We start from the raw sequence: 13,444 nt of genomic DNA, 5'->3' as shown, positions 1-13,444 counted from the left end.
TGGCGATCGCCACGCGCACTTCGGGGCCGACGCCACGGGCGATCAAGGCGTGGGCCAGGCGGTTGGCCTGGCTGTCCAGCTCGCCATAGCTCAGGGTTTGCGCGTCGAATTTGACGGCGATTGCCTGGGGGTTTTCCCTGGCGCGATCGGCTACCAATTCATGAACAAGACGCTCGGCCGAGAAGCCTGCATCTGCCTGGTTCCACAGTTGAAGAATGTGTTGCTGCTCATCAAAGTCAAGCAGGTTCAGGTGCGCGATGGTTTGCTCTTGATCGGCAACCATCGCCAGTAACAGGTTCTGCCAATGCCGCGCCATGCGTTCGATGGTCGAAGCTTCGAACAGGTCGGTGGCATACCCCAGCGACGCCCAGAGCCCGTCCGGACTTTGCTGAACATCCAGGTCAAGGTCGAAATGGGCGGTACGCCGGTCCCACGCCAAGCCTTCGATGCGCAACTGAGCCAGCGCCTGAAGTTCATCATCGGTGCGACCTTCAGCCTGGTAGTTGAACATCACCTGGAACAGCGGGTTGAGACTCAGGCTACGCTCGGGCTGCAAGGCTTCGACCAGTTGCTCGAACGGCAGGTCCTGGTGCGCCTGGGCTTCCAGCGCGCGCTGCTTGACCTGGGCGAGCAACTGGGCAACGGTGGTCTGCCCATCGATATCGGCCTTGAGCACCTGGGTATTGACGAAAAAGCCGATCAGCCGCTCGGTCTCGACCCGGTTACGGTTGGCGATCGGCACGCCGACACGAATGTCCTGCTGGCCGCTGTAGCGGTGCAACAAGGTCTGGAACGAGGCCAGCAGCAACATGAACAAGGTCACGCCCTGCGCCTGGGCCAAGGCCTTGAGCTCGGCGGCCAGGGTGGTCGGCAACGCTACGTCCAGGCGCGCGCCGCGATGGCTCTGGTGTGCCGGGCGCTGATGGTCGAACGGCAACTCCAGCACCGGTTGTTCACCGCCGAGCAGGTCACGCCAGTAATCGAGCTGGCGCACCTTCTCTCCAGCCTCCATCCAGGTGCGTTGCCAAACGGCATAGTCGGCGTACTGGATCGGCATAGCCGGCAGGTCTGGCGTCCGGCCCTGGCTGAATGCGGCATACAACTGCACCAGTTCATCGACCATCACTTGCATCGACCAACCATCGGACACAATGTGATGCTGCACCAGCACCAACACATGGTCGTCTTCGGCCAGGCGCAGCAGGGTCACGCGCAACAACGGCCCTTCTTGCAAATCGAATGGCCGGGCGATCTCGGCCTCGACCTGGGCCTGCAGATCGGCCTCGTTGACTTCGCCCCACCTGATCGGCAAGGCGGCGTCAGGTCGAATCACTTGCCGCGCGCCCTCCGGCTGCACTTGCACATGGGTGCGCAGGCTTTCATGGCGCGCCACCAGGGCCTCGAAACTGCGTTGCAGCGCCGGGACATCCAAAGCCCCCTTGAGGCGCAAGGCGCTGGGGATATGGTACGCAGCGCTGTCCGGGTCCAACTGCCAGAGAAACCACTGGCGCTCCTGGGCGTAAGACAGCGGCAGTGGGTGTTCGCGGCCGACCGCCAGCAGCGGCGGCGTCTGCTCACCTTTCGGCGCCTCCAGTGCGTGCAGGGTGGCGGCAAAACCTTCAAGGCGCGGTTGCTCGAACACCAGTTTCAGCGGGACTTCACGCCCCAATGCATGACGCAGGCGCGACACCACCTGCATCGCCAACAACGAATGCCCGCCCATCTCAAAGAAGTGGTCGGTCAGCCCTACCCGCTCGGCGCCGAGAATATCGGCCCACACTGCGGCGACTTGCTGCTCCAGTTCGGTGACCGGCGCGACCCACACCTGCTGCGATTGGCTGGCATCCGGCTTGGGCAGTGCCTGGCGGTCCAGCTTGCCGTTCGGGTTCAGCGGCATGCGTTCAAGGAAGATCAGGTGCGCAGGCACCATGTAATCCGGTAATTGTTCACGCAGGATCGATTTGAGCGCTTCGGCGTCGTGTTGCTCGGCAACCAAATAAGCAACGAGCTGGTTGTCGGCCGCCAACACCAGCGTCTCACGCACGCCCACCTGGGCCAGCAACAGCGCTTCAATCTCGCCCAGTTCGATGCGGAATCCGCGGATTTTCACTTGATGGTCGACCCGGCCGACGTACTCGATTACACCGTCAGCGCGGTAGCGTGCCAGGTCACCGGTGCGGTACAGGCGCTCACCGGTTTCACCAAAGGGATCGGGTACAAAACGTTCCGCCGTCAGCAACGCACGGTTCAGATAGGCACGCGCCAGGCCACAGCGGCTGCCGATATACAACTCGCCCACGGCGCCCAACGGTGCCAGGTTCAGATCGCGATCCAGAACATACAACGCGCGACCTGGCAGCGAGCGGCCAATCGGGCTGGCGGTGGCGCCGATCAGTTCGGTGCCCGCCGTGCAGTCCAACACGCTCGATACCACGGTGGCTTCGGTCGGGCCATAGGTGTTGAGCAAACGCACATGGCCGAGCCCGGCGTTCAACCACTGTGCCGGACCGTCCAGCGGCATGGCTTCGCCGCCGATGTGGATCTGGCGAAGCGCGCCGTAGGAACGCGGGCCGGCGGCCAGGCAGTCGAGCAGGAACAGGTTCCAATAGGCGGTCGGCAAGTCGGCCAGGGTAATGCCCTGGGCGATGATTTCATCGTACAACCGCGCGCTGTCCCACAACGCCGGACCGCGCAGCACTACGGTGGCGCCGTGGGTCAATGCCGGGTACAGCTGCTCGACGAAACCGTCGAAGTTGAGGGTCGCAAATTGCAGCACGCGATCTTCACGAGTCAACCGCGAATAACCCGCGGCAATGCTGGAAAATTCGGTGAGTGCCGCATGGTTGATCGCCACGCCCTTGGGCTTGCCGGTGGAGCCCGAGGTGTAGATCACGTAGGCCAGGTTTTGCGGCGCGACCACTACCTTCGGGTCGCGCTCAGGGAACAGCGCCAGGCGCGCATCCGCCAGGTCCAGCGTCGCCATGCCTTCAGGCAATGGCATCGGCACATGGGCCTGGGTCAGCACCAGGCGCACGCCGCTGTCTTCGAGCATATGCAGCAGGCGTTCACGCGGGTATTGCGGGTCCAGCGGCACGTAGGCGCCGCCGGCCTTGAGCACCGCCAGCAGGCTCACCACCATATCGAACGAACGCTCGACCGCTACGCCCACCAACACTTCCGGGCCAATGCCCAGACTGATCAAGTGATGGGCCAGACGGTTGGCCTGACGGTTCAGCTCAGCGTAACTGATGGACTGATCGTCCAGGCACAAGGCAACCGCGTCGGGACGCTGCTGAACCTGGGCTTCAAACAATCCCTGTACACCCACAAGGTCCTCAAACGCTGCCGCGCTGTGGTTCCAGTCTTGCAACAACCGGCGTTGCTCGTCGTCGACCAGCATCGCGAGTTGCGCAATGCGATTGCCGGCGCGCCCGACCACTGAACGCAACAACGTTTGCCAATGCTCAGCCATGCGCTGCACGGTCGCCACGTCGAACAGGTCAGTGGCAAAGGTCAGCGACGCCCAAATGCCTTCGGGCGATTCCTGGGTATCCAGGCTCAGGTCGAACTGCGCACTCAGGCTGTCCCACTCCAGGGCTTCCACCGCCATCCCCGGCAACTGCTGCTCACCACGTACCCGACGGCCTTCGGTCTGATGGTTGAACATCACTTGGAACAGTGGGTTGTGGCTCAGGCTGCGCTCGGGCTGCAAGGCCTCCACCAACTGTTCGAACGGCAGGTCCTGATGACTCTGGGCCTCCAGCGCACGTTGCTTGACCTGGGCCAGCAACTGACTGAAGGTCATTTGCCCGTCGATGTCGGCCTTGAGGACCTGGGTATTGACGAAAAAGCCGATCAACCGTTCGGTTTCCGCCCGGTTACGGTTGGCGATCGGCACGCCGACGCGGATGTCCGACTGCCCGCTGTAGCGATACAACAGGGTCTGGAACGACGCCAGCAACAACATGAACAGAGTCACGCCTTCGCGCTGGGCCAACGCCTTGAGGCCGGTGACCAGCGCCGCGTCCAGGCCAATGTCCAGGCGCGCACCGCGATAGCTCTGCACGGCCGGACGCGGATGATCCAGCGGCAACTCCAACACTGGCTGCTCGCCGCCTAACCGCTCGCACCAATAACCGAGCTGACGCTCTTTTTCGCCGGCTTCCATCCAACTGCGCTGCCACAAGGCATAGTCCGGGTATTGAATCGGCAATTCCGGCAGGCGCAGGTCCTGGCCCTGGCTGTAGGCGACGTACATCTGCACCAGTTCGTCGACCATCACCTGCATCGACCAACCATCGGAGACGATGTGGTGCAACACCAGCACCAACACGTGATCATCGGGCGCCACCTGCAGCAACTTGACCCGCAGCAGCGGGCCTTGTTGCAGGTCAAACGGCCGGGCGACCTCCGCTTGCACCTGGGCTTCAAGCTGCGCGGCGTCACCCGTTTCGAGGGGGATATCCAGCTGCAATTCAGGCCTGACCACTTGCAGCACCTGGTCAAGATCCTGATGCAAGTAGGTGCGCAGGCTTTCGTGGCGGGCGATCAGGCTGTTGAAGCTGCGCTGCAAGGCCGCCCGGTCAAGGCGGCCTTTCAACCGCAGGGCGCGCGGCAGGTGGTAGGCCGGGCTTTGCGGCTCCAACTGCCACAAGAACCACTGGCGCTCCTGGGCATAAGAGAGTCGAAGGGGTTCACCTTCCTGACGCTTGAAAACCGGGGCAATCTCAAACAGGTTGATGCCTTGCTGCTTGAGCATTACCGCCAACGCTTTCTTTTGTTGCGCCGAAAGTGACCCTACCGACTCGATTAATGCTTGCACGCCACGCCCCTCAGGAAATCAATTTATCCAAATCTTCTGCTGATAGACGTTTGAGGGCCTCCAAGGATTTAGCCAATGCGTCCTGCACCGGCGAATTATTTGTCTGCTGGGCGGCGACATGGGCACTGAACTCGGCCAGGGTCGGCGTGGTGAAAATCGATTTGACGTCGAATTCGGCGTGCAACTGCTCGCGCAGGCGCACCACCACCTGGGTTGCCAGCAGGGAATGCCCGCCCAGCTCGAAGAAGTTGTCGTGCAGGCCCACCCGCTCCACGTCCAGCACTTCGGCCCAGATCGCGGCAATCTGTTGCTCCAGTTCGCTGTTCGGGGCGACGTACTCCCGGGCTTGCAGGCTGGCGTCGGCTTTGGGCAGGGCTTTGCGGTCCAGCTTGCCGTTGGGGCTCAGGGGCATCTGCTCCAACACCCTCCACTGAGCCGGGACCATGTAGTCCGGCAGCTGTTGCGCCAGATGGGCGCTTAGCACATCACGCCAGTCGTCATCGGCGTTTTGCAGCACCAGGTAGCCCACCAGGAACTTGCCATCCACCGCCAGTACGGCGGCCTCACGCACCCAGTCGTGTTCCAGCAGGCGCGCTTCGATTTCGCCCAACTCGATGCGCAGGCCACGCAGCTTGACCTGATGGTCGATACGCCCGGCGTACTCGATCACACCGTCTTCGCGGTAACGCGCCAGGTCGCCCGTGCGGTACAGGCGTTCGCCCTTGACGAACGGGTGGGCAACAAAACGCTCAGCGGTGAGCGCCGGACGGCGATGGTAACCCCGCGCCAAGCCGATGCCGCCCAGGTACAACTCGCCCAGCACGCCGACCGGCACCGGCTCGAAGTTGCTGTCGAGGATGTAGCACCCGAGATTGGCAATCGGGCGACCAATCGGCACTGCATCGCGGCCTTCATCGACGCAGGTCCAGTGGGTCACGTCGATGGCGGCTTCGGTCGGGCCGTACAGGTTGTAGAGCCCGGCCTGGGGCAGCTTGGCGAAGACCTGCTGCTGGGCATCCACCGGCAGGGCCTCGCCGCTGCACACGATGCGGTGCAGGGTGTGACAGGTCGCAACCGTCGGGTCTTGCAGAAAAGCCTGCAACATCGACGGCACAAAGTGCAGCGTGGTGACCTGCTCTGTATTGATCAGCTTGATCAACTTGGCCGGATCCCGGTGATCGCCCGGCGCCGCAACCACCAGGCGTGAGCCCGTCATCAGCGGCCAGAAGAACTCCCACACCGATACGTCGAAGCTGAACGGGGTCTTTTGCAACACGGTATCGCTGACACCCAGGCCGTAAGCCTCCTGCATCCAATGCAGGCGGTTGGCCAGGGCCGAATGACGGTTGCCGGCGCCTTTGGGTTGGCCGGTGGAGCCTGAGGTGTAGATCACGTAGGCGAGATTTTCGCCGTGCACCGCGATTTCAGGATTGGCGTCGCTGTAGCCTTCAAACGCGGCTTCACCCAGCACCAGGCTATTCAAGCCTTGCGGAATCGGCAGTTGCTCAAGCAGATGCGCCTGGGTCAGCAGCAGTTTCACGCCGCTGTCGTCGAGCATGTACGCCAAGCGATCACGCGGGTATTCCGGGTCCAGCGGCACATAGGCGCCACCGGCCTTAAGCACCGCAAGCAGGCCGACCACCATTTCAATCGAACGCTCTACCGCCAGGCCCACCAGCACATCCGGGCCCACACCGGCCTCGATCAAACGATGAGCCAGGCGGTTGGCTCGGCGGTTCAGCTCGGCGTAGCTCAAGCGCTGCTCGGCAAACACCAATGCCGGGGCTTGCGGCGTGCGCGCCGCCTGCTGCTCGATCAGTTGATGCACACAGTACTGCAACGGGTAATCCCGCGCCGTGGCGTTCCAGTCAACGACCACTTGTTGGCGTTCCGCCACCTCCAACATCGCCAGGTCGCCCAGGCGTTGTTGGTCGCCGTCGAGCATGGCTTGCAGCAGGTTGACCAGATGGCGGCCATAGGTTTGCACTGTGACTGCGTTGAAATGCGCACGGGCAAAACTGAATTGCACCGACAGCGTGTCACCGACATCCACCAGCACCGTCAGCGGGAAGTTGGTCTGCTCGCGTGAATCCGGCTGGCCGAAACGAATGCCACTGCCGCCGCTCTGCTCCAGGGCCTTGGACACCGGATAGTTTTCAAACACCAGGATGTTGTCGAACAGGGCTTCACCGCCCTGCCCGGCCCAGCGCTGGATATCGTACAGCCCGGTGTGTTCATGCTCACGCAACGCCAGGTTTTGCGCCTGCACCGCTTGCAGCCAGTCGGCCACGGTCTGCTGGGCGTCCACCGCGCAGATCACCGGCAGGGTGTTAATGAACAGGCCGATCTGCTGCTCCACCCCCGCCAACTCTGCCGGACGCCCGGCCACGGTGGCACCAAAGGACACCACCGACTGCCCGCTATGGCGCTGCAAAAGAACCAACCACGCCGCCTGGATCAGGGTGTTGAGCGTGACCTTGTGATTGCGCGCGAAGGCCTCAAGCCGTTCAGTCAGCGCGCGATCCAGGCTGAGCTGATGCTCGCCATGCCCGTCCGCCGCCGTCGGCTGGCTGCTGCCCAGGCGCGTTGGTGCTTGCAGAACGCTCAGTTGTTCGCGCCAGAAGGTTTCAGTCGCTGCGCCATCACGCTGTTGCAGCCAGCCAATGTAGTCGCGATAACGCCCGGCCGCTTCAGGCACTGCGACACCGGCATAACGTTGCAGCACTTCGCCGAACAGCCGCGAATTGCTCCACCCGTCCATCAAGATGTGATGGCTGGTGTAGATCAGTTCATGGCGTTGCTCATCGGTGCGCACCAGTACCAGGCGCACCAGGGGCGCCTTGGCCAGATCGAAGCCCTGGCGGCGCTGGGCTTCCTGGAGGTTCTGCAATTCCAGTTCGCGCTCCGGCATGGCGCGCCAATCGAGGTGTTCGATCGGTAGCCGAGCCTCGCGATAGACCACTTGGCATGGCCATTCGAGCTGGCCCTCCCAAAAGAACCCGCTGCGCAGTACATCGTGCGCTTGCACCGTGGCATCCCAAGCTTGCTGGAATCGCGCCACGTCCAGGCCATCGACCGTCACGCGGATCTGGTTGATGTAGTCGCCGGCAGTCTGTTCATACAGGGTGTGGAACAACATGCCCTGCTGCATCGGCGACAGGGTGTAGATGTCTTCAACGGCATCGGCGGCCAGCGGCAAGGACTCCAACTGCTGCTGGTTCAGGCGCGACAACGGGAAGTCGGACGCCGTCACGCCGTTGATGCCAGGGGTGCAGCAGTGTTCAACCAATGCGGTCAGTTCGCGGGTGAAGGCCTGGCTCAAGGCTTCGATCTGCGGTGCGTCGAACATCAGCGGGCTGAAGGTCCAACCCATTTGCAGTTCGCCGCCGTACACCTGGCCGTTGAGGGTCAACCAGTTGCCGAGTGGCGCATCCGGGCTTTGTTCGGCGCCAGCGTTTTCCGAAGCGGGTGTGAACAGGCCGTCCGGCTGGTCAAAGCTGCCGTCGAACTGGCCCAGGTAGTTGAAGGTAATGCGCGGCACCGGCAGCGCGCTGAACGCCTGGCGCGTGGCGTCGTCACCCAGGTAACGCAGCGCGCCGAAGCCCAGGCCTTTGTCTGGCACGGCACGCAGTTGCTCCTTGACCTGTTTGATCGAGGTGGCCAGGGATTCGGCCGGGGTCAGGCGCACCGGGAACAGGCTGGTGAACCAGCCCAGGGTACGGGTCAGGTCGATGTCGTCAAACAGATCTTCACGGCCATGGCCTTCCAGCTGGATCAGGCTGGAGGCTTGCCCGGTCCATTGGCAGATGACGCGTGCCAAGGCGGTCAGCAGCAGGTCGTTGATCTGAGTGCGATACGCCGTGGGCGCCTGTTGCAGCAATTGCCGGGTGCGCTCGGCATCCAGTTGGCTGACCACCGTCTGGGCCAGACGGCCAGGACGTGCGCCTTGCGGATCACGGCAGGGCAAATCGGCAGGCACGCCTTGCAGCTGTTGCAGCCAGAAGGCTTTTTCCGGTTCGATCGATTCGCTGCGGGCATGCGCCTGCAAACGTTCGGCCCAGGCCTTGAACGAAGACGTTTTGGCCGGCAATTTCTGCTGGCGATACAGGCTTTGCAGGTCCTCGAGGAACACCCGCCAGGACACGCCGTCCACCACCAGGTGGTGCATGACCAACAGCAGGCGCTGGGAGCCGTCAGCCATTTCTGCGAGTACCGCACGCAATAATGGGCCTTGTTGCAGGTCGAGGCTGCGCTGGGCGCGCTCGCACAGTGCTTGCAGTTCGGCGGCATCCTGCACGCTGGCCTTCCATAGCAGCGTTGCAGGTTGCGCATCATGCCGCGCAGTCCAGCCTTCGGCTTGCTGGCTGAAACTCAGGCGCAGCACGTCGTGGTGCTGGGTGAGCGCTTGCAGCGCAGCTTCCAATGGCTCGGCCAGCAGAGGCTGGCGTGGCGTCAGCAGCAAGGACTGGTTCCAGTGGTGACGGTCCGGCAGGTGCATGTCGAAGAACAGTTGCTGGAACGGCAGCAACGGCGTCGCGCCCTGCACCGGGCCCTGGTCGATCACCTGTGCCGTCTGCAACTGCGCCACGCGGGCCAGGCTGCGCACCGTCTGGTGCTGGAACAGCGCCTTGGCGGTGAAATGGATACCGGCCGCCCGAGCGCGGCTGACCACCTGGATGGAGATGATCGAATCACCGCCACGCTCGAAGAAGTTGTCGTTCAAACCCACCTGTTCAACGCCCAGCACGTCGGCCCAAATCGCGGCGATCTGTTGCTCCAGCGCACTGTGCGGCGCTTCGTAGTGGTGGGTGGCTTCAGGTTTGGGCAGCGCCTTGCGGTCCAGCTTGCCGTTGGGGCTCAGGGGCATCTGCTCCAGCAGCACCCATTGCGCGGGCACCATGTAGTCCGGCAAGTGCTGGCCGAGATGGACGCCCAGCACGTCACGCCAGTCATCGCTGGCATTTTGCAGCACCAGGTAGCCGACCAGATATTTACCGTCAACCGCCAGCACGGCGGCCTCACGCACCCAGTCGTGCTCCAGCAGGCGCGCTTCGATTTCACCCAGCTCGATGCGCAGGCCACGCAGCTTGACCTGATGGTCGATACGCCCGGCGTACTCAATCACGCCGTTGTCGCGGTAGCGCGCCAGGTCGCCGGTGCGGTACAGGCGTTCGCCCTTGATGAACGGGTGAGCGACAAAACGTTCGGCGGTGAGCGCCGGTCGACGGTGGTAACCCCGCGCCAGGCCGATACCGCCCAGGTACAACTCGCCCAGCACGCCCACCGGCACCGGTTCGAAGTTGCTGTCGAGGATGTAGCAACCGAGGTTGGCAATCGGACGGCCGATCGGCACCGCATCGCGGCCTTCGTCCACGCAAGTCCAGTGGGTCACGTCGATGGCCGCTTCGGTCGGGCCGTACAGGTTGAAGAGTCCGGCGTGCGGCAGCTTGGCGAAGACCTGTTGCTGGGCATCCACCGGCAAGGCCTCGCCACTGCACACAATGCGTTGCAGGCTCTGGCAGGTCGACACCGCCGGATCCTGCAGGAAGGCCTGCAACATCGACGGCACAAAGTGCAGCGTGCTGACCTGGTGGTGATTGATCAGCTTGATCAGCTTGGCCGGATCACGGTGATCACCCGGCGCGGCCACCACCAGGCGCGCGCCAGTCATCAGCGGCCAGAAAAACTCCCACACCGACACGTCGAAGCTGAACGGGGTCTTTTGCAGCACCGTGTCGCTGGCGCCCAGGCCATAGGCCTCCTGCATCCAGTGCAAGCGGTTGAGCAACGCCGAATGACGGTTGCCCGCGCCTTTGGGCTGACCGGTGGAGCCCGAGGTATAGATCACATAGGCCAGGTTTTCGCCATCCAGGGCAATACCTGGGTTGGCGTCGCTGTAGCCGGCGTAATCGGACTCACCTAACACCAGGGTTTCCAGGCCTTGGGGAATCGGCAACTGATCACGCAGATGCGCCTGGGTCAGCAGCAGTTTCACGCCACTGTCTTCCAGCATGTACGCCAAGCGATCACGCGGGTATTCCGGGTCCAGCGGCACATAGGCGCCCCCGGCCTTGAGGACGGCCAGCAAGCCGACCACCATGTCGATGGAGCGCTCCACGGCCAATCCCACCAGCACGTCCGGCCCAACGCCGGCTTCAATCAGGCTATGGGCCAGGCGGTTGGCGCGGCTATTCAGTTCGGCGTAGCTCAGGGACAGGTCGTTGAAGCACAACGCCGGCGCGTCTGGCCGTGCCAGCGCCTGGGCTTCGATCAACTGGTGCACCCACTGCCCTTGCGGATAGCCGCGCTCGGTGGCGTTCCATTGATACAGGATGTGCTCGCGCTCATGGGCGTCGAGCGTCGCCAGGTCCTGCAAAAGCAATGCGCTGTTCGCCACCGCGTCACGCAGCAGGCTCAGCCAGTGTTCACCCATGCGCGCGACAGTCGCGGCGCTGAACAGGTCGGTGGCGTAGGTCAACGAGGCCCAGATGCCCTCGCCGCTTTCCTGGGTATCCAGGCTCAGGTCGAACTGGGCGCTGTGGCTGTCCAACTCCAGGTTGGCCACGCTCAGGCCAGGCAGTAGCTGTCCTGCGGAATGCGAACGGGCCTGATGGTTGAACATCACCTGGAACAGTGGGTTGTGGCTCAGGCTGCGCTCGGGTTGCAGCGCTTCCACCAACTGTTCGAAGGGCAGGTCCTGGTGGGCCTGGGCCTCCAGCGCACGGCGTTTGGTGTGCTGCAGCAATTGGGCAAAGCTCATCTGGCCATCGAGGTCGGCCTTGAGCACTTGCGTGTTGACGAAAAAGCCGATCAGCGACTCGGTCTCGACGCGGTTGCGGTTGGCAATCGGCACGCCGACGCGAATATCCGGCTGGCCACTGTAGCGGTACAGAAACGCTTGGAAGGACGCCAGCAACAGCATGAACATGGTCACGCCTTCGCGCTGGGCCAGGGCCTTCAAGCCCTCGACCAATGCCGGTTCCAGCGCAATATCCTGACGCGCGCCACGAAAGCTCTGCTGCGCCGGGCGCGGTTGGTCGAACGGCAGTTCCAGCACCGGCTGCGTGCCGCTGAGCAGTTCACGCCAATAGGTCAACTGACGAGCCTTCTCCCCCGCTTCCATCCAACTGCGTTGCCATAGCGCGTAGTCGGCGTACTGGATCGGCAGCGGCGCCAAGGCACAGTCCTGCCCCTGGCTGTAGGCGGCGTAGAGCTGCATCAGCTCTTGAACCATCACGCCCATCGACCAACCGTCGGAGACGATATGGTGTTGCACCAATACCAGCACGTGTTCCTCATCACTCAGTGCAAGCAAGCTGACACGCAGCAAAGGCCCCTGCTGCAAATCGAAGGGACGGGCGATTTCAGCTTCTACTGATGCCTTGAGGTTTGCCTCGTCAACCGCGCTTTCGACGATCTCGATTACGGCATGTGGCAGCACTTCCTGGGCGCGCTGCTCACCGTCCAGATGCAGACGGGTGCACAGGCTTTCATGACGCGCCACCAGGGTGTCAAAGCTGCGTTGCAGGGCCGCCTTGTCGAGGCGCCCGCTCAGGCGCAGGGCACCAGGGACGTGATAGGCGGCACTGTCCGGGTCCAACTGCCAGAGAAACCATTGGCGTTCCTGGGCGTAGGACAGCGGCAGGTGCTGGCCGTCCTCGCGGATCGAGGCAATCGGCAGTTGAGCGAAGCTCATTCCCCGGCTTTGCAGGCGTTGGTAAAACTGCTGGCGCTGTTCCAGAGGCAGGCGAAGAAAGCGCGAAACCAGATCGATGTTTGGGTTGGAAAGCATGGGTCAAATCGCCTCTAGTTCGCTCAAAAAGTCACGAAGATCATCAAAATCTTCCGCGCTGCCGGCGCGGAAGGTGGCGGCGGCCTGCACATAGGCGCGCAGCGTTTCGGTCTGGAATACTTCTACCAACGGCACTTCCAGGCCCAGTTCGGCCTGGACCCGCGAAGTGATCTGGATCGCTAGCAGGGAATGGCCGCCCACTTCAAAGAAGTTGTCGTTCAGGCCGACCTGCGGCAGGCGCAATATGTCGGCCCAAATCGCCGCGATCTGCTGTTCCAGCTCGGTTTCGGGAGCCACGTAGGCCTGTTGCAGCAGGCTCGCATCCGGTTCAGGCAGGCCCTTGCGGTCGAGTTTGCCGTTGGGGGTCAGCGGCATTTGCGCCAGGAACATGAAGTGCGCCGGGACCATGTAGTCCGGCAGATGGATTTTCAGCGCACGGCGCAAGGTTTCGCGCAATTCGTCTTCCTTGGCGAGCGGGCCCTCGGCCGGCACGACATACGCCACCAGTTGTTTGCCGGTCGGGCCGTCCTGGGCGACCACCACGGTTTCACCGACGTTGTCCTGTTCACGCAGGCGCGATTCGATCTCGCCCAGTTCGATACGGAAACCACGGATCTTCACCTGATGGTCGACACGCCCAAGGTAATCCACCACCCCATCCGGGCGGCCACGGGTCAGGTCGCCGCTGCGATATACGCGGCTGCCAGGTTTGCCGAATGGGTCCGGCACAAAACGCTCGGCGGTCAGTGCCGGACGCTCCAGGTAACCCCGCGCCACGCCTTCGCCGCCCAGGTACAACTCGCCGGCCACGCCGATGGGTTGCAGGTTGA

Annotated in this window: 3 protein-coding genes; all 3 read right to left on the bottom strand. The window is 63.0% G+C overall.

Translation table 11 applies throughout. The features are described 5' to 3' along the window. Nucleotides 1-4,822 (bottom strand): amino acid adenylation domain-containing protein (locus tag HX868_RS30550; RefSeq protein ID WP_425504263.1); only part of this gene is annotated, 4,822 nt, incomplete at its 3' end. A 10-nt stretch (nucleotides 4,823-4,832) separates the two neighbouring features. Beyond that, the gene (locus tag HX868_RS30545; protein WP_177005433.1) at nucleotides 4,833-12,614 is read right to left on the bottom strand and encodes a non-ribosomal peptide synthetase; all 7,782 of its coding nucleotides are present in this window, start codon (nucleotides 12,612-12,614) and stop codon (nucleotides 4,833-4,835) included. A gap of 3 nt (nucleotides 12,615-12,617) precedes the next feature. Then, nucleotides 12,618-13,444: phosphopantetheine-binding protein (locus HX868_RS30540; protein WP_177005432.1), on the bottom strand; the 827-nt coding region annotated here is incomplete at its 5' end.

It is taken from the genome of Pseudomonas reactans (assembly GCF_013385825.1).
Classification (GTDB): Bacteria; Pseudomonadota; Gammaproteobacteria; order Pseudomonadales; family Pseudomonadaceae; genus Aquipseudomonas; species Aquipseudomonas reactans.
Note: the sequence above shows the minus strand (reverse complement) of the source record. Positions and strands in the feature narration are given on the sequence as shown.